The organism is Phormidium yuhuli AB48 (assembly GCF_023983615.1).
In the GTDB taxonomy this organism is placed as follows: domain Bacteria; phylum Cyanobacteriota; class Cyanobacteriia; order Cyanobacteriales; family Geitlerinemataceae; genus Sodalinema; species Sodalinema yuhuli.
Window position 1 is genome coordinate 3,905,865 of record NZ_CP098611.1, and the last position, 23,381, is coordinate 3,929,245.

Annotated in this window: 18 protein-coding genes and 1 riboswitch; of the genes, 9 read left to right on the forward strand and 9 right to left on the reverse strand. The window is 52.4% G+C overall.

Features of this window, described 5'->3' with window-relative positions:
- Positions 1 to 66: 66 nt before the first annotated feature.
- Entirely contained in the window at positions 67 to 843 is a 777-nt protein-coding gene (locus NEA10_RS16765; protein ID WP_252662497.1) for an RNA polymerase sigma factor SigF, read from the reverse strand.
- 273 nt (positions 844 to 1,116) lie between these two features.
- Here NEA10_RS16765 and NEA10_RS16770 point away from each other — a divergent pair, with 273 nt between their 5' ends.
- Both NEA10_RS16770 and NEA10_RS16775 read left to right on the forward strand, forming a co-directional pair.
- Positions 1,117 to 1,902, forward strand: coding sequence for an MBL fold metallo-hydrolase (locus NEA10_RS16770; RefSeq protein ID WP_252662498.1), 786 nt, complete (start codon positions 1,117 to 1,119; stop codon positions 1,900 to 1,902).
- Between the two features lie 148 nt (positions 1,903 to 2,050).
- Positions 2,051 to 2,209: riboswitch (cyclic di-AMP (ydaO/yuaA leader) on the forward strand.
- Between the two features lie 321 nt (positions 2,210 to 2,530).
- On the forward strand, positions 2,531 to 5,014 hold the full coding sequence (locus NEA10_RS16775; protein ID WP_252662499.1) for a cation:proton antiporter domain-containing protein: 2,484 nt from the start codon (positions 2,531 to 2,533) through the stop codon (positions 5,012 to 5,014).
- Between the two features lie 11 nt (positions 5,015 to 5,025).
- Here the strand turns inward: NEA10_RS16775 and NEA10_RS16780 are convergent, their stop codons facing one another.
- Positions 5,026 to 6,084 (reverse strand): PD-(D/E)XK nuclease family protein, encoded by a 1,059-nt coding sequence (locus NEA10_RS16780; protein ID WP_252662500.1) that lies wholly within the window; start codon positions 6,082 to 6,084, stop codon positions 5,026 to 5,028.
- Positions 6,084 to 8,627, reverse strand: coding sequence for an ATP-binding protein (locus tag NEA10_RS16785; protein WP_252662501.1), 2,544 nt, complete (start codon positions 8,625 to 8,627; stop codon positions 6,084 to 6,086). Before NEA10_RS16785 ends, NEA10_RS16780 begins: the two co-directional genes overlap by 1 nt.
- A 321-nt stretch (positions 8,628 to 8,948) precedes the next feature.
- Between NEA10_RS16785 and NEA10_RS16790 the strand changes: the two genes are divergently transcribed.
- Positions 8,949 to 10,520 (forward strand): site-2 protease family protein, encoded by a 1,572-nt coding sequence (locus tag NEA10_RS16790; RefSeq protein WP_445164652.1) that lies wholly within the window; start codon positions 8,949 to 8,951, stop codon positions 10,518 to 10,520.
- A 94-nt stretch (positions 10,521 to 10,614) separates the two neighbouring features.
- Entirely contained in the window at positions 10,615 to 11,022 is a 408-nt protein-coding gene (gene speD, locus NEA10_RS16795; RefSeq protein ID WP_252662503.1) for an adenosylmethionine decarboxylase, read from the forward strand.
- Positions 11,023 to 11,090: 68 nt separating this feature from the next.
- On the opposite strand, the gene cobA is transcribed toward speD, so the two are convergent.
- Positions 11,091 to 11,867, reverse strand: coding sequence for a uroporphyrinogen-III C-methyltransferase (cobA, locus tag NEA10_RS16800; RefSeq protein WP_252662504.1), 777 nt, complete (start codon positions 11,865 to 11,867; stop codon positions 11,091 to 11,093).
- A gap of 179 nt (positions 11,868 to 12,046) precedes the next feature.
- On the opposite strand from cobA, the gene NEA10_RS16805 reads away from it, so the two are divergent.
- Positions 12,047 to 12,283: a 2Fe-2S iron-sulfur cluster-binding protein gene (locus tag NEA10_RS16805; protein WP_252662505.1), complete on the forward strand. Its 237-nt coding sequence runs from the start codon at positions 12,047 to 12,049 to the stop codon at positions 12,281 to 12,283.
- Between the two features lie 9 nt (positions 12,284 to 12,292).
- On the opposite strand, the gene NEA10_RS16810 is transcribed toward NEA10_RS16805, so the two are convergent.
- On the reverse strand, positions 12,293 to 12,508 hold the full coding sequence (locus tag NEA10_RS16810) for a hypothetical protein (protein ID WP_252662506.1): 216 nt from the start codon (positions 12,506 to 12,508) through the stop codon (positions 12,293 to 12,295).
- 545 nt (positions 12,509 to 13,053) lie between these two features.
- Here NEA10_RS16810 and gifA point away from each other — a divergent pair.
- Together gifA and NEA10_RS16820 are read left to right on the forward strand one after the other, a co-directional pair.
- Complete coding sequence (gene gifA, locus NEA10_RS16815) at positions 13,054 to 13,254, forward strand: glutamine synthetase inactivation factor IF7A (protein WP_252662507.1); 201 nt, start codon at positions 13,054 to 13,056, stop codon at positions 13,252 to 13,254.
- A 220-nt stretch (positions 13,255 to 13,474) separates the two neighbouring features.
- Complete coding sequence (locus NEA10_RS16820) at positions 13,475 to 14,203, forward strand: sirohydrochlorin chelatase (protein WP_252662508.1); 729 nt, start codon at positions 13,475 to 13,477, stop codon at positions 14,201 to 14,203.
- 9 nt (positions 14,204 to 14,212) lie between these two features.
- On the opposite strand, the gene NEA10_RS16825 is transcribed toward NEA10_RS16820, so the two are convergent.
- Both NEA10_RS16825 and NEA10_RS16830 read right to left on the reverse strand, forming a co-directional pair.
- Positions 14,213 to 16,411 (reverse strand): serine/threonine-protein kinase, encoded by a 2,199-nt coding sequence (locus NEA10_RS16825; protein ID WP_252662509.1) that lies wholly within the window; start codon positions 16,409 to 16,411, stop codon positions 14,213 to 14,215.
- Between the two features lie 88 nt (positions 16,412 to 16,499).
- Positions 16,500 to 17,207, reverse strand: coding sequence for a DUF2062 domain-containing protein (locus NEA10_RS16830; protein ID WP_252662510.1), 708 nt, complete (start codon positions 17,205 to 17,207; stop codon positions 16,500 to 16,502).
- A 2-nt stretch (positions 17,208 to 17,209) separates the two neighbouring features.
- Between NEA10_RS16830 and mnmE the strand changes: the two genes are divergently transcribed.
- The gene (mnmE, locus tag NEA10_RS16835) at positions 17,210 to 18,586 is read left to right on the forward strand and encodes a tRNA uridine-5-carboxymethylaminomethyl(34) synthesis GTPase MnmE (RefSeq protein WP_252662511.1); all 1,377 of its coding nucleotides are present in this window, start codon (positions 17,210 to 17,212) and stop codon (positions 18,584 to 18,586) included.
- 71 nt (positions 18,587 to 18,657) lie between these two features.
- Here mnmE and NEA10_RS16840 read toward each other — a convergent pair whose 3' ends face one another.
- Positions 18,658 to 19,989, reverse strand: coding sequence for a D-alanyl-D-alanine carboxypeptidase (locus NEA10_RS16840; protein ID WP_252662512.1), 1,332 nt, complete (start codon positions 19,987 to 19,989; stop codon positions 18,658 to 18,660).
- Between the two features lie 70 nt (positions 19,990 to 20,059).
- On the opposite strand from NEA10_RS16840, the gene NEA10_RS16845 reads away from it, so the two are divergent.
- Positions 20,060 to 20,449 carry a hypothetical protein gene (locus NEA10_RS16845; RefSeq protein ID WP_252662513.1) on the forward strand — a complete coding sequence of 130 codons (390 nt, stop codon included), beginning with the start codon at positions 20,060 to 20,062 and terminating at the stop codon, positions 20,447 to 20,449.
- A gap of 24 nt (positions 20,450 to 20,473) precedes the next feature.
- On the opposite strand, the gene NEA10_RS16850 is transcribed toward NEA10_RS16845, so the two are convergent.
- Entirely contained in the window at positions 20,474 to 23,164 is a 2,691-nt protein-coding gene (locus NEA10_RS16850) for an efflux RND transporter permease subunit (RefSeq protein WP_252662514.1), read from the reverse strand.
- Between the last annotated feature and the right edge of the window lie 217 nt (positions 23,165 to 23,381).

Consider the following 23,381-nt stretch of genomic DNA (forward strand, 5'->3'; position numbering starts at 1 on the left):
AAGATTTTTGAAGGTTTGCGAACCGGGTTACCCAGTCTCCAGGGGGGACTAGGCAGCCAACCGGTCTTAGCGGTCATTCTCTTGCATGAGCCGTTGCAGGGTGCTGAGTCCTTTTTTAACCCGGCGAGAGACGGTGACGGCGCTAATTCCCAGGCGATCGGCAGTTTCTTTCTGGGTCAGGTCTTGCAGAAAGACAAATTCTAAGACCTTGCAAGTTCCCGATTCGAGTTTGGCCAGGCCCTGTTGCAGCAGAATCCGGTCTTCTTCCGCCAGTTGGAAACTGCGATATTGGCGATCGGTTACCGTTGAGCCAAGGGAGGTTCCCTGATCCTCGGCCTCGGCAACGGGGGCATCTAAGCTTAAGGGAGAGCGATTTTGCAGGGCCAGTTGGATGTCTAGCCATTCCCCCACTGGGATATCAAGGGCTTCGGCGATTTCTTCGTCGGTGGGAGTCCGCTTGAGTTCACTGTTGAGCTGGCGGATGACTTTTTTAGCTTGGCGATGGAGTGTCAGCCATTGGCGAGGGACTCGCATTGAGGGACTGCGATCGCGCAGATAATGCTGAATTTCCCCTCGGATGTAGGGAATGGCAAAGGAGCTAAAGGCATGACCTTTACTCATTTCAAAACGCTCAATCGCCCGAATTAAACCTAGGCAGCCCACCTGGAGGAGGTCGTCGTAGGTCTCATTGCATTGTTTGAGCCAATGATGAACCTCTTTGCGCACTAAACCGATGTTCAGTTGCACCAATTGGTTACGCAGTTCGGTAGATGGAGTTTTTTGGAACTGTTGCAGCAGTTCCAGGCTCTCGTGTTTTAGTTCCCTGGATTCTTGAATCGTCATAGTGACCTTGGGGTGAAGTCAAGCGTTTCCCTAAGTTTTTCGATGCACTCACCAAGAATTTCGCTTGGGTCAAACTCGGACTTAATGTGTGATGGTCTTACGCTAACACTTCTGAACTAATCTAAATTTTAGATTTTACACCATTCTCATCCTATCATGGTCATTCGCCGCTTAACTCCGTAATCTTACGGAAACTGCCGAGTTTGCACCCGTCATGATCTGGGAAAATCCTTTACAATAGCTTTGTATGTTACAAAATATTAACTTTTATCGATGGAACTAACCTATCTAGATAGCAACTCTTGGCTGCTGGACTTCAACGGCTGTCGAATTCTCTTAGATCCTTGGTTGGTGGGGCCGTTGGTGTTTGGCAATAGCCCCTGGTTATTTAAGGGCACTCGTCCCATTGAACGGCCGATCCCCGGTGATATTGATGTAATTCTATTATCCCAGGGACTCCCAGATCATGCCCATCCCCCTACATTGGAACAACTGGGGCGAAGCCTACCGGTGGTGGGATCGGCAGGTGCTGCGAAGGTGGCGCGGGGGTTAGGCTATGAGGAGGTGGTGGCTCTATCCCAGCGGCAAATCTACACCTGGGGCGATCGCCTACAAATCCAAGCCTTCCCCGGCTCTCCCATTGGTCCAACAACCGTAGAAAATGCCTATGTGATCAGTGATTTACAGGCAGGAACGTCCTTATATTACGAGCCTCATGGCAATCATAGCTCCTTGTTGAAAGATCTCCCCCCGATTGACGTGGCGATCGCCCCCTTGGTGAACCTGGAACTTCCCCTGGTGGGGCCGTTTATTAAGGGGAAGGAGAGCGCCCTGGAATTGGTGCAATGGATTAAGCCCCAATACATTTTACCAACCGCCGCCGGAGGTGATGTGAATTTTGAGGGGCTATTGGTGTCCATTCTCAAGGCCTCGGGAACCCCAGAAGAGTTCCAAGACTGTTTACGGGAGCGTCAACTACAAACGGACGTGATTAACCCAGTTCCCTGGACTGCGACGACCTTATCACTGGCGCGATCGATGGAATCCAAATCTTCCTAGGAACAACGCCCCTTCCCCTCTTCAGGGATAGCAATTTCAGGGGCCCCCTGCTCCCTTAAGTATAGTTTTGACAACAAATGACCGCTTGAGTTGACATCCCTAATTTTTTCGACTAAATTGTCTCTAGTTCGATAAGTTGGCCTAGTTCATAAGTTCATTTCCAAGCTTGGAAAAGCGCTTGTGAAGCGGGGGAACCAGTTAAAGGGGCGAATCTCTGAGTTCTTATACCCAATTGAGGGTAATCAGAGAAGGACAACTCTCAGTCCTAGCCCGACAGCTAACCTCGTCGGCATTGAGGGGAAACTGAGTCGTCAGCATTTTTTCAAATGATTGACTGCTTCAGTGTCCCAAGCTGTGGACATCACAGCCTGTTCACTGTACCTATTTAGACCTGGAGCAGACCCATGAAATTTGGTTCTAATGTCCATGCTGCCGCCTATCAAGGGCGGCGAGTTCGCTATGTGCCCTGTCGAGTTTTAGTGTTGCCGCCAGACAATTAGCCGGTGGCCGAGTTCCTACTGGCTAACCCAGAATCGTCTTGATGTGGATTGCCACATTCAAGTTTTCATGGCGTTACTTGTGCATTCCTAACTAAACTGACTCAACTTATTGAAGTTTGATTAATAGCATGGACTCTTTGTTTAACTTTTCCCTGCCTGCCGAAGATCCGGTGCTAATCTTTAGCATCTGTATGGCGGTAATTTTAATTGCCCCGCTGCTATTTGAACGGATTAACTTACCGGGGGTAACTGGGCCCATTGTGGCTGGAGTTGTCCTTGGCCCCAGCGTTCTGAATGTCCTAGAGCAAGGCCAAGCCTTAACTCTATTGGGTAATGTGGGCTTACTTTATATCATGTTTCTGGCGGGGCTAGAAATTGACATGACGCAATTCCTGCGTCACCGCGATCGCAGCCTAGTTTTTGGTCTAATCACCTTTACCATTCCCCAAACCTTGGGGACGATTATCTTCCGATTAATGGGGTTTGACTGGTTGGCATCCATCTTGATTGCCAGCATGTTTGCATCCCATACCCTGGTTGCTTACCCGATTATTAGTCGGTTGGGAATCATCAAAAACAATGCAGTAACCACCACTGTCGGCGGCACTATCTTGACAGATACCGTTGCGCTGTTGCTGTTGGTGGTGGTTGCGCGCTCCTCCCAAGGAGACCTAGACGCCCAGTTTTGGATCACCCTAGGCTTAGCGCTAATCCTCTATGTCACCGCCATTCTCTATTTACTGCCGCCCTTAGCTCGCTGGTTCTTTCGTAATATCGGCAGCAACAATAAACCGGCTTTTGTCTTTGTGATTACCACTCTCTTTGTCTTCTCCTATCTAGCCGATGCTATTGGCATTGAGAAGATCTTAGGAGCCTTTTTAGTGGGACTTACCCTGAATCGCCTGATTCCCGAACGGAGTCGCCTGATGAGTCGGATTCAGTTCTTTGGTGATGGGTTCATCATTCCCTTTTTCCTGATTTTCATTGGCTTGCTCGTCGATGTCTCGGTGCTGGCCAGCGGCATGACTGCCTGGATCGTGATGGGGGCGATGTTGGCCACCAACGTGGGAACCAAGTGGATCGCCTCGATGGTAACCCGCAAAATCTATAACTATTCCCATGCCGAGGGTATGGTGATGTTTGGCCTATCTACCTGCGAAGCGGCGGCCACCTTGGCGGCCACCCTGGTGGGCTATGAGCTAGGCATTATTGGAGATGACGTGCTCAACGGGGTGGTGATGATGATTTTTGCCACCTGCATCTTGGGACCGTCGATCGTGGAATACTATGGTCGTCAAGTTGCCCAGCAAGACCATAGCCATAATTTCCAGCCCCGCAACACCCCCCAGCGAATTTTGGTGCCTTTGGCTAACCCGGCCACCTCTGATGCCCTGATTGAGGTCACCGCCCTGCTGCGGGATCACAAGTCCAATGAGGCGATCGTTCCCCTGACTGTTGTCACCACCCAACCTGATGACGATCGCGAAAACGCAGAAAGCAACGTGGCGAAAGCCGAACGGCTCCTGGCCCACGCCGTTGTCCATGCGGCGGAGATGGATCTGACGGTGAATCCAGTCACGCGCATAGCGGCTAACCCCGCCGTCGGGATGGTGGAAGCGGCCCTGGAACGCCGCACCAGCGATATTGTGATTGGCTGGAATGGCAAACAGTCCCCCGAACAGCGCATCTTTGGCGGGGTCATTGATCAGATGCTAGAGCAAACCAGCCAGCAAGTCTGGGTTTGCAAGTTAGACAGCCCCCTCAATACCTATGGGCGGATTACTGTCATCTTGCCACCCCTGATTGACTATATGCCCGGTTTCTATGAAGCAGCCCGCAGTCTCAAGCACTTTGCCACCCAACTTGGGGTCACTCTGAATGTCGTCACCTCAGAGGAAAGCCAACGGCAAATCCGCCAGTGCCTAGAGACAATTCCCCTCAAAATCGAAACGACGTTTACACCAGCAGCCACCTGGCGGGACAGCCTAAAAGATACGGACTTAGTGGTACTCGTCAGTGCCCGCCTCGGCACGATCGCCCATACAGGGCAATTAGAGCAACTGCCCCGGGAACTGGCGGCTTCCCGGGCTAGCTTTCTAGTTCTGTATCCGTCTCAGCGAGAAGCGGTTGTTTATGATGTGCATCCGCCTCAGTCACCCTTAGCCTTGTTTGACCCTCAGCGGGTACAGCTCGGGCTGACCACTTCGTCCTATGAAAAAACGGTGGAGGCCTTGCTGTCCACGGCGATCGCCAAGGACAACCCCAAACATTGGTCAGTGCTGAAAGCCCTGGTGTATGACGATGTGGGCTATGCCAGCGAAATTCTGCCCGGGATGATTATTTCCCATGCTCGGGTACCGAAATTAGATCGTACTCTAATGTTTATGGCCACCCATCCCACGGGAGTCCATCACGAGCAGTCCGCCCAGTCTATTCATGTGGTGGTCCTGTTGCTTAGTCCCAGCAAGGTATCTAGCCAAGACCACCTGGCTCAGCTTGCGGAAATTGCCCGTTATCTAAGCCATGTGACTAATCTTGACCAAGTGATTGCGAGTCAGCAGCCGGAACAACTTCAGAGTTTATTCCAGGTTCGCCGAACTACTGCCATCTAAACATCGCTAAATTATATCAATTGATTTGTAACCTCTGTCACCCATGGGTGCAGCTCGCTAATATCCGCCTCGAAAGGCGGGCAAGGGCCGGTATAGACTAGCCTCCAAACCGGCTTTTGTTGAACACGGTGAGGGATGTCTTGTTCTATCATCATGTGTTGCACCCGTTGTCTCTCACCCCGCCGATTCCAAAACTGCATGTGCCAGCCTGATAAGTCGATAAATATATCGATTTGAAGAACGCACTGAGGGTTAATATCGATGGTGTAAAACAGGAACTCCATCACAGCGGCAGTAGGTGGTGACCAATAGCCTTGCGTGACTCGTGAGTCGTGACGCTCCAATTCTAGGGTTTCTGCTAATTGGTTTAATCGCTGGCGCATATCTTGCTTTAGCCTGTCTATTTCTGACAGTAAATTGTTGATTTCTTGTTGATGGTTTCGAAAGAAGTTAATCCTATCTAAATCCATTGTTGTGCCCCTTATTAGATTGCGTATGTTTTGAATAAACTCAAGCAGAAATAAATGATAACGCTTGGATTGATCTAGCGTTGATAGGGACAGCTCGAATTGCGTAAATAACTGTTCATAGGTGATGTTTTGGAAACCTGTTGTATCAGGAGATTGCATGGGCTTTAAGGATAAAACAATTCCCATAACATTTCGACTCTGTGCATTTAAGCTTAAGTGCCGCCAATAGACCTGAAGATCGTTATTAAGCTCGTGGTATATCTTATTTTCTATGCCAATCATCGTATTGTTCGTTTCAATGACAATATCAATTCGTTTGTTTCCAGATGTGCTTTCTTCTGTGCGTACAGTTGCGCTTGCTGCGTCCAATTCATCGATGGGATGATTGGCAGCAAGACACAGAGCCTGAAGGAGAAGACCTCCTAATTGATGGGGGTTACTCGGTTGTAGATAAAATGCTAAAACGTTGCTACTGACGTTTTCTAGATGTGGGTATCCTGTTATTTCGAAAAAGGTTGGTTGAGCGACCTTATGTTTAGGAAGTTGCTTGGCGTTGTTTAGCAAGTTCGCTATTCGCTCTAATGATTCTTCAGTACGCATTATGTTTGATGGGGAGGGATGGGTTTATGGGGGAGTTGAATTTCAAATTGAGTCTGTCCGGGTTGAGAGGTAATATTAATTCGTCCTCCGTGGGTTTCATGAATGACTTGATAGGCAATCGATAACCCAAGTCCCGTTCCTGTTCCTACAACTTTAGTTGTAAAAAATGGATTAAAGACTTCCCCTTGAACTGTATCAGGAATCCCGGTTCCATTGTCTTCTAGAATAATGGATATCCTATCTTCGCTGAGACAGCGGGTGGAAATACGGATTTCAGGTGGGGGGTCGGGTTGTTGTTTAAGACGCTCCTGAATGGCATCGATCGCATTGTCCAAGACATTCATCAAAACCTGGTTAATCTGACTCGCATAACAGGTCACATTGGGAATGTTCCCATATTGTTTAACTAGGGAAATGTCCGGTCGTTTTCCGTGACCTCTAAGGCGATTCTGTAAGACCGTTAAGGTACTCTCTATCCCCTCATGAAGATTGACTGATTTCATCCCCATCTCATCGAGGCGGGCAAAGTTTTTTAGGGAGTTAGTAATAGCCTGAATCCGCTCAACCCCGACCTTCATCGACTGAAGAATATCAAATAAATCCTCTTGAAGAAATAAAATATCAATCTCTTCCTGCCAAGTAGTTATTGACTCAGGAGGTTCAGGATAATGGCTTTGATAACGATGAACCAATTCTAGGAGGTCGCTAAGATAGTTACGGACTGGGGTAAGGTTGCCATAAATAAAATTGACGGGGTTGTTAATCTCATGGGCCATGCCCGCCGCTAACTGTCCTAAACTAGACATCTTCTCCGTCTGCACCAATTGAGCCTGAGTGCGTTTGAGTTGTTTGAGAGTTGCTTCGAGTTGCCTAGCTTTCTCCCGTTCTCGTTCCTCACTTAAGCGCAAGGCTTCCTCAATTTGCATCCGCTCCACCACTTCCTGTTGAAGTCGTTTATTGGTGTCATACAGTTGCCCCGCGCGATCGCGCACTCGCTCTTCTAACTCCTGTTGCGTGTTTTCTAGGCGACGGCTGAGGTCCTGTTGCTCCTGAATATCCTGCATCACCACTAGGGCATAATCCTCTAGGAAGGGCAACACCGTCACCAACCAACACCCCGAATCCGAACTCAAGCAAAAACGGCTCTCTTGGGGGTGGAGGGTTATAGCCCGCTGTACGGCCTCTGTAATCTGTTCTGCCTCGACGGCCCCAAACCTCCCCCTCAGACTTGTCTTGGGTCTTAAGGACGTCAGGGAGACAGATTCATGGAGATCCTCCTGACAACACTGGCCCTGACCATTCACCAACATTAGGCGATCGCCCATCAGCTCAAAGAGTCGCTGCCACAGGCGCTGTAGGGTCAGCAAACGGTTCTTAATTCCTTGGCGATCGCTCACATCATAACCAATACAGAGTAACCCAGGAGAATTACCTGAACGATCCCCCAATAAACAGATATGCCAATTCACCCAAACCTGTTCCCCATTGCGGCGGTGAATCGGGACTACCCGCGACACCGCCACGATATGACTCTGGGCCGCCTCCTCCATCAACCCCTGCAATTCTGGACTAGCCAACCGTTTCCCCAGGGGCATTTCTTCCAAGGTCGGGAAATCATAGCCCAAAAAATTCTGACTATAGAGATTGGCAAAGTGAGGAACCCCCTGCAAATCCAGTTGCAGTAGAATCACTGGGGTACTGTCAGCCATGGAACGGTATTGATGTTCCTGGGCCTCCAATTCAGCCAAGATGGTTTGGACTGTTGCCTCAAACCGACGTTGAGAGCGGCGTATCCCCCTAGCCACCAATAGCATCATTCCCAGGGTCAGGGTTGTGCCGAGGGTACGAATCCAAGGCTGTAGAGGCGATTGTTGAGACCATCCTTGAGTGGGAATACCAGCAATTTGCCAGACCGTCTGCAACACCCGCACGTCAGCGGTTACTGGAGCGGTCTCAAACACCCCAACCTTACCAAACAGGAGTGATGCCGTGTCCCCTGTGGGGTTGGGAGTCCGTAGGGCCCAGTCCAAATTAGAGACACGCTCAGCCAAGGGACTATCCCTAACTAACCGGTCTAAATCAACAATCAGGTGAACCTCTCCCACGTCGGGAGTATTGGCCTCCGGGCCCGCCAGTTGAATGGGAACCTGCAACTGAATCCGCCCTAAGGACGAGGAGGATTCAGTCTGGGGGGCTAAGGGAACGGCTGAGTCTACCTCAGCAGCAGTAGACCTGGGTTTCCAGACAATTTCTTCAATAGCGGGATAGTTTTGTTGTAGTTGTCCTCGTAAGGCTGACCAAGACCGGGAAGGATGGGGCGACTCAGCTAGAGCCTGGCGACCCAAGGCATCGGCCAAAACCCAATGACTGTAGAGTTGCCCTTCCAAAAGGGTTCGCACCGTGTTGAGTTCCTGAAGAACTGACTGGCGGCTCTGGTCTCGGAAGCGACGGGATTCCACGCGATCAAGGCAAAAAACTGCCACCCCCAACACAACACCAGTTGAGAGAGTCGCCCAGGGAATAGACAAAGCAAAAGGTTTCATGGGGGCAGCAACTTGAGTCCACAACGGGTACAGGGCAAGGTCATAACCTGGGAGACTGTCTATAAACAGGGGGCCAGGTTAAGTTCCCCGGTCTAAACTTCATTTTAGGAGGCTCACTCAGGAGGCAGCGGGTTGGCCGGTTAAGGGGAAAGGCGATATCTTCGGGGATTGACAGAGAAATCAATGCGCTGAAAGGGTTAAAGTGAAAACAGCGAGGTGCAAACGCACCGACGTTAAAGGACAATGTTAAAGGCTAAGTGGATGGACATCGCGACTGAGACAATCACACCTATTGCAATCGTACTGTTTGCTGCTGGAATTTTGGCATGGGGTTATGCCCGTGCCCGTCCCTACGGCAAAATTGGTTTGTTATCGTGGTTGCAGTCCGTGTCCGTGACGGCCCCCTGGCTGGTCTTTTTTGGCCTCTTGGCAGCCGGAATTTATATTAATCTGGCCTTGGAATTGTTGGTAATCGTCCTGTCGATTATTGTTTATATCGCCTTGGGGCGCCAACTGCGCCGGGCGGCCCAAGACCCACAAGAACGGGCCAACTTACAGAATCGTTTAGAGAATACCTTGAAGACAGACCAACACTCTGAGTCTCAGCCGTCTCCATTTCGCCCAGGTGAGACCGATTCAGATGGGGCAACGGAGTCTGACTCTGATGGAGACCTCTCCTCTCCATCGGAGTCAACTTCGACGGGAGAGGCTTCACGGCCCGTCGCTTCGGGGACTGGGTTATCTGGGAAGCCAGATTTACGTAAGCCGGCCCTGGAGTTTCCGGCGATTCCTGATGAGGATTTACGCCAGATTCAAACTATTTTTGCTATTGATACATTTTTTTGTACGGAGACGATCCCGTATCAGTCTGGCGCGATTTTTAAGGGCAATTTGCGGGGAGAGCCTGAATACGCTTATGAGATTCTCGCCTCTCGCTTGGAGGGGGTGACGGGCGATCGCTATCGTTTGTTTTTGGTCCCGGATCCGGAAGGGAAGCCGGTAGTGGTGGTGTTACCTCGGGAGAAAGACCCTCAACCCCTGACTCAAGGGCAACAACTTCTGGCCCTAGGACTCTGTCTGGCGACGGTGGTTACCTCCTTGGAAACGGCTGGTATTTTTTTAGGTTTTGATTTATTCAGTGATTTTAGCCGCTGGTCAGAAACGTTACCCTTAGCCTTGGGGATTTGGGCCATTCTGTTGATTCACGAACTGGGCCATCGAGTTATGGCAAGTCGCTATGGGGTGCGTTTATCACCGCCGTTTTTTCTACCCACCTGGCAGGTTGGCTCCTTTGGGGCGATTACTCGTTTTGAGTCTCTGATGCCGAATCGTTCGGTGTTGTTTGATGTCTCTATTGCTGGACCCCTGGCTGGGGGGCTATTCTCGTTCGCCCTGTTGCTGCTGGGGTTAGGGTGGTCCAATGCCGAGAGTCTGTTTCAGATTCCCACGGAGTTTTTCCGAGGTTCGGTGTTGGTGGCGGTGGTGGCGAAAGGCTTGTTGGGGCAAACTCTCAATCAGGCCTTGGTTGCGGTTCATCCTCTGGTGGTCTTGGGTTGGTTGGGATTGGTTATCAATGCCATTAATTTAATGCCGGCGGGCCAGTTAGATGGGGGTCGGGCCGTGCAAGCCATTTATGGACGCAAAATTGCTGGACGGACGACTATTGCAACCTTAGTGGTGTTGGCGATCGCCACCTTTGCTAATCCCTTAGCTCTCTATTGGGCCATCATTATTTTGGTTGTCCAGCGAGATTTAGAACGTCCCAGTTTGAATGAAATCCGGGAACCCAATGACGTGCGGGCTCTGATGAGTTTGCTGTCCCTGTTGATGATGCTATTAACCCTTTTACCCCTAACGCCAAGTTTAGCCTTACGGTTGGGAATTGGTGGCTAGTCAGCCATTTGGGGAATCATCGGCAAAACTCTCCGGGTTTTAGGAATTTGTGCTAGAAGTAAGATGGTTTGTTTTTAAGGAGCATTGTTGATAAATGAAAGCAATCGGAACCCATCTGGTCGTTGATGCCTGGGAATCCCCCGCTGAGCTGCTCAATGACCCAGAGTGTATTCGTGGGGCACTCATGGATGCGGTTTCAGTCGGAGGAGCAACACTGATTGATTTATGCGTTCACCAGTTCAGCCCCCACGGGGTAACTGCGACGGCTACCTTGGCAGAGTCTCATATTGCTCTGCATACCTGGCCTGAGCATGGCTATTTTGCAGCGGATCTGTTTTTTTGCGGTGCGGGGAATCCTAGAAAAGCTCTAGAGTTTCTCATTCAGGTGCTGCAAGCCAAACAGGCGAAGATCACGACGTTAACTCGCGGTTTTGAGCCGATGGTAGAAACGGAGCGGTTCAGCGCTTGGAGTCCTAAAACTGAGCCAGTTCCCGCCCGTTAACCCTCACTGAGGTAACGTCACGTTGGTAGCGATCGCCGTCTTCCCCCTGGAAAATCGCGATCGCCTTGTTATTTGGGGAGGGGTTGGGGACAGCCCCGAGTGAGAATCGGCTGAAGGTTGACGACGGCTCCCACCACCGCCACGGCTGGGGCCTCAAAGCCAGTTTGTTCGACTTGTTTGACGATGGAGCCAAGGGAACCGAGGAGTTCTTCTTGATCCGGGCGAGTTCCCCAACGAATCAGGGCGATGGGAGTGTCTGGCGCTCGTCCAGCTTGGAGAAGATTCTCAATGATATTGGGGAGATTACGCACTCCCATGTAAATGACGATGGTTTCCGACCCTTGGGCGATCGCCTCCCAGTTGACGTCAGGCCGATATTTGTTCACCATCTCATGGCCGGTAACAAAGGTGACGGAGGAACTGTATTGACGATGGGTTAAGGGAATCCCCGCATAGGCCGGGGCTGCAATCCCCGAGGTCACCCCAGGAACCACCTCTACGGGAACCCCTGCTGCCAAGAGATCTTCCATTTCTTCGCCGCCACGACCAAAGACAAAGGGATCGCCTCCCTTCAGACGCACGACAACGGCGTGACGTTGGGCTAAGTCGATGAGCAGTTGTGTGGTTTGCTCTTGTCGCAGGGAATGGCGGCCACGACGCTTTCCGGCGTGAACTCGCTCAGTCTGGGGAGCAATTAGGGCCAGGATCGGCTCACTGACGAGGGCATCATAGACCACCACGTCAGCACATTCAATTAGGGTTTTGGCTTTCACCGTCAGCAAGCCTGGGTCTCCGGGGCCGGCTCCGACGAGATAAACTTTGCCCACGGGGTCTGAAGAAGTCACCAAGGTTGTCAACGCAGTACGGCAGAATCAGAGAATAGTGGTTAACATTTTGATATACGATGGCCCCTTTTGTCTGTATCAGGGTGAACTTTCTCGGAGGAGACTGGCCGGGACAACGTCTTCTGATGTTGAGATGATGGGGCGATCGGTTTGTGTTAGCATCCTCATTTCCTACACCTATGACTGTGCAAGTACAATTTCTCCCCGACGATGTGACAGTAGAGGCCCAAGCCGGTGAGCCGTTACTGGATGTGGCGAAGCGGGCTGGCCTCACGATTCCCACAGGCTGTCTGATGGGGTCTTGTCATGCCTGTGAGGTCGATCTCAATGGTGAGGCCATTTGTTCTTGCATTACGGCGGTTCCGGCCGGGATGGACCAAATTACCGTAGATCTCTATAGTGACCCAACTTGGTAGGTGAACCGGTCAGGAAATGGCGTGGGCATAAAGACCTGGGGAATAGGCCTCAATGACATTTCCGGTTTCACCGCAGGTAATCATGAGGTAGTCACAATGGTGACATTCGGTGCGGACTAGACGACCGTGATCCAGGTTGTGCCGCTCCCCTAGACGACCACAGTTAGGACAGTGAATGGTTGTGGCTTGGGGAGTTAGGGGCAGGGCTTGTAAAGGAACTTTCATGGCTGTTTTGGTTAAATTGGAGTTAAAACGGGTTCAAATGAGGCTCTAAATGACCTCTGGCTCGCTCGTAGCCAATGGCGATCGCACCTGAGGCTTAATGAGAACTGATAGGGGTTGGAGTCTCGGTAAATTTAACTAGATATGATCACCCCAGTTTTCAGTTACTGATACATCTGCCCCTATTGTAAGGCGATCCCAACTAAGTCACTCGTCAAGACCTTGGAGCTAAACCCTTGATGCCTAGGGCATTTGCAGCCTAGCTTCAGGGCCTTGAGAGCTTCACTCTTCTCCATAAATTCTTAATATTCCAATCATCGATTCTGGCCTTTTGCCTCTCCACCCTCTTCAGGTTGCCAAAGTCCCCCGAGCAGCAGATGAGCCTGGGGTCAGCTTTTGCCTGGTGAATGGGACATTTCTTGTCTCTACCACTTTAAGAATTGTTAAACTGTAAAAAAAGATACAGAAATTTGTTATATTGATAAGTGTGGAAGACAAAAATGTCAGCCGCCGCAAGATTTAGCAATAGCCGTCGAGGAATAATAATCATGTCTTTAACCGATCGCAGCCGCGCCTTGATGAGCCGTCATCATCAAGCCATCCGCAACCGTCAACAGTCTTTGTTAACCCGAGCAGCTGAGGAAGCCGGGATTCCGGGAGAGGCCAGTGATCATTGGTCTCACGTTCAAGGTAAACCCTCTTACAACAACTCAATTTCTTACGATCGCAGTGGTGCGACCATGAGCTAATTAGCCCAGGTCTTCCATCTTGGAGTTTGAATCCGCGTCTGGCCTTGTCCGACGCGGTATTTTTTTGTCCCCTCCGCCCCTTGCCTATTGCCTATTGCCTTCTTCCCCCTATTGCCTTCTTCCCCCTTTTGCCTTCTTCCCCCTATTGCCTTCTTCCCCCTTTTGCCTTTTACCTTCCCCCCTCGTTATTCTGAATAAGTATCCCAAACTGCACCCAGCCATGACCTCCCCCGCCTATTTACTGGTCGCCCATGGTAGCCGCGATCCCCGTCCCGCTCAAATCGTGAGTCATTTGGCCCATCTCATGGCACAACAGTTAGGACAGTCTCCAGTGGGAACAGCTGCCCTGGATTGTCAACCGGAACCTCTGCACCAACAACTGCTGAACTTTTATCAGCAGGTACAACGGCCCGTGCGGATTTTGCCCCTGTTTTTGCTGCCGGGGGTGCATGTGAAAGAGGACATCCCCGAGGAAGTGGCGATGGCGCGATCGCAGCTCCCGGAAACAGCCACCCTAGAGATTCTGCCCTATCTCGGCAGTCACGAGGGACTCGGCCAAGTCTTACAAGGGCAAATCCAGGCCGCCCCCCCCTGTGACGCCTGGATTCTCTTGGCCCACGGGAGTCGGCGGCCCGGGGGCAATGCTCCCATCGAGGCCCTAGCCGCACAACTCCCAGAACGAGTCGGTTGTCCGGTTCGCACCGCTTATTGGTCCGTTGAACCCCGCCTAGAGCAACAACTGCAAGACGATGAGCAGGCCGGATATAAACGGGTGGGGGTACTGCCCTACTTCCTCTGTCCTGGAGGACTCACCGATGCCATTGCCGAGAACCTACAGGCGATCGCCCGGCCCCAGGTTATCCTAGCTGACACCCTCAGCCAACATCCCGAATTGATGGCGATTTTACTGGACTTGTGCCAAGGCATCCCCGTCCGTTCACCCGTTTAACGACGGATGCTAACGTCCTCCGAGTCGTTCGATTTGTTCAAGGGCCCGTTCATAGCAGTTCACCCGGCCCACATCTAGACAGGCCTGGGCGGCGCGTTCATAATCGGCGATCGCCCCCGAGCGGTCCCGAAGCCTCTCCCGCACCGCTGCCCGATTAAAATAAGGCGTGGGCGACTGATCATTAAGCCGCAGGGCTTGAGTGTGGTCTTCCATCGCCCGTTGATAATTTCCTAACTGAGCATAGACGGTGCCACGATTGCTAAAGGCCACCGGATTATCAGGGTTCAAGTCAATCGCCTGGCTGTAATCCTCAATTGCCCCCTCTAAATCCCCCAATGCCCCCTTAGCCATGCCCCGATTACTAAAAGCTTTAGCATGGTTGGGGTTTAACTCAATCGTTCGGCTACAATCAGCGACAGCCTGTTCATAGTTCCCTAAATTGTAGTGAGCAATACAGCGATTGTTATAGGCGACCCAATCATCCTCTGCCAACTCCAGGGCCCGAGTACAATCAGCCACCGCCGCCTCATAGTCAAATAAATTCAGGTGGACACTACACCGGTTCACCAGTGCCTTAGTATGGTCCGGCTCTAAGGCCAACACCTGGCTATAATCCTGTTGTGCGCCGCGATATTCCCCCATATTGAAGCGAGCGCGACCGCGACTGTAGAAGGCATCAACATGGTCAGGGGCGACGCGAATGGCTTGGGTGAAGTCGGCAATGGCTTCGGTGGGGTTCCCGGCAGCGGAGTGGGCTAAGCCCCGATTAAGAAAGGCGTTGGGAGAACTAGGATCCTGTAGGATGGCTTGGGTGTAATCTTGAATGGCAGAGCTATAGTCCCCCAATTCATAGGAAATTAGGGCCCGTTGATAATAGGCATCAGCATCATTGGGAGACAATTGCAGCACTTGAGAGAAGTCCCTCATCGCGGCTTCTAGGTCTCCGGACTGGATTTGGGCTAAGCCTCGGTTGTAGAGGGCATTGTAGTGATTGGGATCTAACTCTAGGGTACGGCTGTAGTCTTGGATAGCTTCCTCAAGATTACCCTGGTCAAAGTGGAGATTAGCCCGTTGATAATGAGCTTCGACGTGATGGGGATGATGATAGATGGCGCGGTTGAGGGACTGTAAGGCTAAGTCTTGATTCCCCTGTTCTACGTTCGCCAGAGCCCGATGAAAAAAGTCCCGGGCCCGGCTTTCTCGGGGACGTTGCCAGAGCCAGAGTCCTAGGCCGACACTCAGGAGCACTAGCCCCAGACCACCAGCCCAACTGAACCACGAACGGGATGAGGAAGACGTGGCGGCGGGGGTTAAGGCGTCTTCCTCAAGGGGAGCCTCCGAGGCTTCGCCTGCCATCTGATACCGCTCTAAGATGGGGGCTAAATCCTCCAAAACCGCATTGGCTGACGGGTAACGTTTGGCACAGGAGTATGTCACCATTTTGTCGATGACGGCGGCTAGGTCGTCGGACACTTGGGTCCGTTTGCGCCAAATGAGGGTTCCCGATTCGTCTTGGAGTTTCGGGAGATTGTGAGCGGAGACGCCAGTGAGGGCTTGGATGGCGATCGCCCCGAGGGAATAGAGGTCACTGTTATATTGAGGATTGCCCTGAAACTGCTCAATGGGCATATAAACCGGGGTCCCGGCGGCGATGGTGCGTAGGGCATCATCTTGGGCAATTTGCTGGCTGAGAGCTTTGACGGAGCCGAAGTCAATGAGGAGCAGTTCTTGGTCATGATCGCGACGGATAATGTTTTCCGGTTTGACATCGCGATGGATGACTTCATGCTGATGGACGAAGACGAGGATTTGTAGGATATCCCATAACATCTGGGCGACAGTGGCTTCCGGAAGGGGTTGTCCTGGTAAAATTTCCTCACTCAAGGGATGGCCATCCACATATTCCTTCACCAGATAGAGGCGCTCCTCTTCTTGGAAGTAGGCTAGTAGACGGGGAATGCGATCATGGCTGCCGAGTTGTTCAAGGGTTTCGGCTTCTTGTTCAAACAGTCGTTTTGCCGTCTGAAGGGATTCGACACCACCTTTGACGGGGGAGAGTTGTTTGACGACACATTTAGGCAGGCCGGGACGGCGAACATCCGCTGCGAGATAGGTTTGGCCGAAGGCCCCTGATCCCAAAATCTTAATGATGCGATAACGTCTGTCTAAAAGGGTTCCGATCACTAGGGTTTTGCTCGCACCTGCCACGTCAGGAAACTCCGACTTGAGAAATCTTTATCTTCGATTATACTGGACAATATTTTGGGCGAACGGTGACTCAGATGACTCTCCAGGGTTATTGATTGGAGGAGATGAGATGGGAGTGGCGCGAGTCATGATGAGTATAGGTCTTTTTTGCTCGGTTCTGCTGGCGTTCCTGTTGGCGTTTGAGACGCCAGAGGTAAATTAGCCGTAAACTGCCGATGTAACTGACGATCGCCAATAGGGTGGCCATGACTAGAGACCCGAGCAGTAGATCCGCAAAAAACTCCCCAGTTTGGTCCAGGAAGATTTCTAGGGAGTTCCATTGAGGAGGCACATCACTACTGGAGCCGAGAAGTAAGCGCCCGATTTGGAAGTTCAGCCAATAGATGGGGAGATAGGTCAAGGGGTTACTGATCCAAGTACAGACAGCGGCACAGAGTTTATGACCTCGGGCCATCATGGCTAGGAGAATGCTAATGGGGGTTTGCATCCCAAATAAGGGAAAGCAGCCCGCGAAGACTCCAACCGCTACCCCTCGGGCGATGTATTCGGGGGGGTCTTGAAGACGGATCAAACGCCAGTAGTAATAGCGGATGATGCGCACCCCCCGTTCGAGAAGTTGAATCAGATAGGTGAGAACGTGTGAACCGAGCGGTTGAGTCATGAGTGAGTGCAAACGGTGAGATAGAAGGGACAGCTCATCTGGACTCCTCTGGCGATCGCCATTCCGGTCAGGGTTGACTGTCCATTGACGGTACAACAGACTTAAGATGAGAACGCCATGAGAAAGAGCCGTCACGAATGTCTGAAGCAGTGCTACGCCGGGATACTATTGTGGCCATCGCCACAGCGGTTGTCCCTCAACAGGGAAGTGTGGGAATTGTGCGTTTGTCTGGTGACGAGGCGATGGCGATTGCCAAACGCTTATTCCAGGCACCCGGCAAACAACCCTGGCAAACCCATCGCATTCTCTACGGAACCATCCGTCATCCGGAGACTTCGGCGTTGGTGGATGAAGCCCTGTTGTTACTTATGGTAGCGCCTCGCTCCTATACGCGCGAGGATGTGGTGGAATTTCATTGCCACGGAGGGATGATGGTGGTGCAACAGGTGTTGCAGTTATGCCTGGAGGCGGGGGCCCGCTTGGCTCATCCTGGGGAGTTTACATTACGGGCTTTTCTCAATGGCCGCATTGATTTAACGCAAGCTGAAAGTATTGCCGATTTGGTGGGGGCCCAGTCTCAGGCGGCCTCTCAGGCGGCGTTGGCGGGGGTTCAGGGACGATTGGCCCAGCCGATTCGTCAGTTGCGCGATCGCTGTTTGGATATTTTGGCGGAGATTGAGGCCCGGGTAGATTTTGAGGAGGATTTACCGCCGTTGGATGAGGGGACGGTGGTTGAGGATTTGGCGGCGGTGTTGCGGGAGATTGAGGGAATTGAGGCAACGGCGAGTCAGGGGGAGTTGTTGCGCACGGGGTTAAAGGTGGTGATTGTGGGCCGGCCGAATGTGGGTAAGTCCAGTTTGTTGAATGCGTGGAGTCGCAGCGATCGCGCGATTGTGACGGATTTACCGGGGACGACTCGTGATGTGGTGGAATCTCAGTTGGTGGTGGGGGGAATCCCGGTGCAGGTGTTGGATACGGCGGGGATTCGCCAGACGAGCGATCGCATTGAACAGATGGGGGTGGAGCGATCGCGCCAGGCGTTGGAGGCGGCGGATTTGGTCTTGTTTGTCCTGGATGCTGGCTCGGGCTGGACAGGGGAGGATGAGGCGATTTATCAGCGGGTGTGCGATCGCCCCCTGATTACAATTTGGAATAAGTGTGATTTAGTCGCCAGTCCCCCATCGCTTCCCTACCCCCAGTCGCCGATTCTCACAGCGGCGGCCCAACAGCAGGGAATTGAGGCGTTGGAAGCGGCGATTTTAGAGAAAGCCAACGCCCAAGACATTGAGACGGCCAATGTGGATTTTTGTATTAACCAACGTCAAGGGGCGGCGTTAACTCGTGCCAAATCTGCCCTAGAACGGGTCCAAGATACTATTAGCGCCCAGCTTCCCTTAGACTTCTGGACAATTGACCTACGGGAGGGGATTCAGGCCTTAGGCGAAATTACCGGAGAGGAGATTACCGAGTCCGTGTTAGACCGCATTTTCAGTCGGTTTTGTATTGGGAAGTAATGGCGATGACCCCCATCAAGGGGAGTTTACGAGAGCTGTTATGACGGTTCATGGCCGACTCAAAACAGGGTTTACCCTTCCGGGAGTTGGATGGTTAAGACGGCGGGAAGTTCATCAACAGCTCCCCATTGAGTTTCTAACTCCCGCAAGAAACGTTCCTGTTCCGCCCGTAAAATTTCAATATCTCCCCCGCCATGAAGTAGGGAAAACCAGATAATTCCCTTGTCTTGGGTGGGTAAGGCCCCCGATAGGGTACTCACGGCATTGAGACTTCCGGATTTCAACACGGCGTAGGGGGGGAGGGGACGCACCGTTAAAATACCCTCGGGTTCTCCGGCGACGGCCACCACATCGGCTAGGGTTAACCCCTGGGGGGCTAGTTCTTGCTGAATCGCCTGATACATCCGAATCACGGTTCGGGGCGACATTTGATTCTCTCGCCCTAATCCTGATCCATTAATGAGCCGAATTTCCTGGGGGGGAATCCCAGTGGCGGCGATGACGGTATCGCGAACCACCTCCGGCCCACCTATGGCGTTGGCCAACATATGGGCGATCGCATTGTTGCTGTAGCGATTCATCAGCTTCAAGATACGGGGGAGGGGTTGAGACTGATGGGCCAACAGCAGTTCTAGCTCAGATTCTCGGTCTGAGAGGGGTTGGAGTTGTTGCCGCACTTGGCCAGAAATCTCTAACTGGGGGCGAGGGGTCTCTGGGGGAAGAGTGCGATATTGGGCTTCGGCGTCCCCAGTCCAGAGACGAGCGTTAAGGGCCTGTTTGAGGAGTTCTCCTGAGAGAACGCTGTCTTCTTCAAAGTTCATAAAGAAGTCACCGACGATAATGAGATCTCCCGTGACTTCCCGTAATCCCAACTCGGTCAGTTGATTGGCGATGACGATGGCCTCCTCCCAAACAAATAAAGGGTCCATCTCTCCCACCACCAGCAAATCCCCGTCCAACACGCCATCCTTGATCTCACCTCGCCGGAAAAACTGGGTGGAAAAGCGATGATCCAAGTCAAACTGACGTAAGGCGGCCAGGGTGGTGGCGATTTTCGTCAGGGACGCGGCGGGGAGGGGAACGGTTCCGCCAATTTCGGCTAAGAGACGGTCATCGGTTTGGAGCCAAATTCCCTGTTGTTGGGGGTCAAAACCCTGCCCACTGAGGCGATTGAGATAGGCTTGTATCTGTTGCTGCACTTCTAAATCGGGATCACTGAGGGAGAGGGGTGAGGGTTCGGGGTTAGGAGAAGAGGAGCCAACAGGGGGAGGGGTTTCCTCGACGGGGAGACTCTCGGAAGGGGTGCAACTGCCCAGGAGAAGACCGGTTAGAATTATGGAGATTGGAAATTGGAGATTGGATAGACGGGGGAGACGGTTGTGGATTGGTTGAATTGGAGTCATGATCAAATTGGGATTTTGGTTTTGACCTTGGTAGGATTGAGATAAAACAGTTCTCAGGAGCCGGTCTGTTGTGCGTGAGTTATTGATTTTGGTTGCCCTGTTTAGTTTTATTTGGACATTTCAAACGCCCTCACTGCGACGATATAGTGGGTTTTCTAAGGATGAGCAGATGATTTTAGATCAGCTTTTAAATAGTCCTGAAGAGGTGATTAACGATTCGTATAAAATACAAAAAATACTCAAGATACTAAGCAAAGGCTCGAAGCGTGATGTGTCCAAATTTTATCATAGCATTCGCTACAAGGTGTTTGACTGGTCAAAGGAATTTGGCAAGCCACAAATTGCTCCTATTTTTGAAGACATTGCGGGTTTATACTATCAAAAAGCCTTGCCTAATGAAAATCCAATTAAAGTTATAGAGCAAATTCACAGAGACTTTGATTTTCTATGTAAGTCTTGAGGGGATACTGGCAAAGCCAGAGCATCAGCTTCGACGCAGTTTAAACCAGCCATCTTCTAGGAGTCCATATAAAACCGGAACCACGACTAAACTGAGAAGGCTAGAGGTAATTAACCCACCGATAATGGCGACGGCCATGGGTTGACGTAATTCGGCTCCCGCCCCCCAGCCGATGGCGATGGGGAGCATTCCTAAGACGGTTGAGGCGGTGGTCATGAGGATGGGACGAAAGCGAACTCGTCCGGTTTCTAGGAGGGCTTCAATGCGGGGTTTTCCGGCTTTGCGCAGTTGGTTGGCATAGTCCATGAGTAACAAGGCATTTTTGTCGAGTAGGCCGAGGAGAAAAATGGTGCCAATGAGAGAAATCATGCCAAAGTCACTTTGAGTAATGAGTAAGGCAAATAGGGCCCCAATGAGGGCTAGGGGCAGGGATAATCCTACGACTAAGGGTTCTAATAAGCGGCCAAAGGGCAGAATCAGAACCGCCAACATACAGGTGACGGATAAGGCTAAGGTGCCGCCGAAACTGCGGAAGACGCTGGCGGCATTTTGGGCATCGCCTCCGAGGTCTAGGCGGATGTCTGGGGGGAGGAGGTCTTGGGCGATCGCCAGGACGTCATCAGTGGCATCGCCGAGGGCCTGACTTTGGCGGAGATTGGCTTCAACATAGGCCACCCGTTCCCCGGATTTACGGCGGAGACTGGTGAGGTCACCGTCGGGGTCACTGGCGCTGGTTTCGATGTCGATGAGACCGGGTAAGTCGCTGATGGCGGCGGCGATGCGGCGGGCGGTTTGGTTGAGTTGGTCGAGGTCGTCGCCGAGGAGGGCAATTTGTAGGGGTTTGCTGTCGCCAATTTCGACGAATTGGATATCTTCAACGCTGACGCGGCTTCCTTCGGGCCGGGGGAGGCGATCGCGTAAGTCACTTTGGACGCTGGCCGTGTCGAGTTGGCGATCGCCCCGCAGTTGCACCGTCAGGCGGCCCCGATTGGGTTCGCCTCGGTAGCCGATGAGGGTATAGACGGATTCCACATCGGGATGGTCGCGCACCACGGTTTCAAGGTCGGCGGCGATGTCCTGACTGGCGGTGAGGATAAGCAAGCGTGGGTCAAATTCGGGCAGCCTCAGGGAGGGGTCTTGGTCTAATCCTTCCATCTCAAAGAGGTCAGGGTCGAACGCCTCCGCCTCGGCGGGGGAGAGGTCTTGAGGACTGGGAAACTCGGGCAGGGGGGCGGTATAGAGGATGTTGAACTCGCCGCGATCGAGTTGGGGAATAAAGCCTTTGGGAATCAGGGGAATTAGACCAATTCCCAGAACTAAACTAAGAACGGCGATGGCGAGGGTTAACCAGGGATGACCGAGGGCGTTGCGCAGTAGGGGTAAATAGAGGCGATCGAGAAGGTTGGGGGAGTTGGACGGGGGGCGATCGCCCTGGGGTTTGGGTTTCAGCCAATAGACGGCCAGGACGGGGGAGAGGGTGCGGGCCACGAGGAGGGAGATGAGAACCGCTGCTGAGACGGTAAGGCCGAAGGGTTTAAAGAATTGTCCGATGGTTCCCCCCATGAAGGCTACGGGGAGAAAGACGGCGACGATGGTGAGGGTGGAGGCGGAGACGGTGAGGCCAATTTCGTTAGTGGCGGCGATGGCGGCTTCCCGGGGGGGTAGGCCGTCGTCAAGATGGCGGGCGATGTTCTCTACTTCGACAATGGCGTCATCGACAATAATGCCGATGGTGAGGGCTAGGGCCAGGAGGGTGATGGTTTCGAGGTTGAAGTCATACACCGCCATGACGATGAAGGTCCCCAGGAGGGAGATAGGAATGGCTAGGGCGGTGATGAGGGTGGCCCAGAGGTTGCGTAGGAAGGCGAAGATGACGATAACGGCGAGGATAATGGCAAATCCTAGGGTGTCGATGGTGGCTTGGGTGGCTTCGCGGATAAAGTCGGCTTGGGTGGCGGCTAGGTCAACTTGAATTTGAGGATAGTCTTGGTCCCAGGTGGCGACGGTGGTTTCCACTTGGCGGACAACTTCGAGGGTGTTGGCGTCTCCTTCTTTGATGACTTGTAGGGCCAGGGCGTTCTCGCCGGCGAAGCGGATCAGGGTGGGGGCGTTGAGGTGGACGTCTTCGGTTAGGAGGTCTGGGTCACTCTCTGGGTCAATCTCAGCATCACCGAGGAGATCGACCCGCAGGACTCCGGGGAGTTGTTCGAGTTGGGGAATGAGGTCGTTTTCGGTGATGGGGGCGATGTCTGCTAGGTCGCTATCACCGGTGGGCCGTAGGGCGTAACTGATGGCGGCGGATTCGTTGAGGTTTAGGGGAATGACCTCTAGGTCGGTGTTGTCGGGGAGTTGGAGTTGGTTGAGGCGATCGCGGACGGCGTCGCTGGAGGGGGTTAGATCGACGCCGACGTTAAACAGGACGCTAATAACAGTCCGTCCGGGATAGACGCGGGATTGGATATCGTCGAGACCGGGTAAATCCCACAGTTGGGCTTCGATGGGTTCGGTGAGGTCGCTTTCAGTGCTGATGACATCCTCACTCTCCCCGGAGGCGTTGACGATGACCACGGGGAAGGTGATGTCGGGAAAGAGGGCGTATTGGAGGGAGGAATAGGCGAAAAGTCCGGCCACGGCGATGGCCAGCCAAATGGCGATGGTCACCATTCGATGCTGAATGGCCCATTTTGAGATGTTGAATCGTTCTCGCAGTGACATGAGCTATATCCGGGTCCCCATGGTGGTCCGACTCCCCTCAGGTGCGTCTCTCCCCCGGCTGGGGGGAACATTTACCTGGGGTTTAACGTCCATCTATCGTATCGTCTCCCAGTGCGTTGCGGGTTTCTCCTCCTTAACGGGGGCTAAGTTGGGGATAAAATGTTGCAGGTGTAACAAAAGGGTATAGAATCTGTAAAACTCGCGACATAATGGGAGT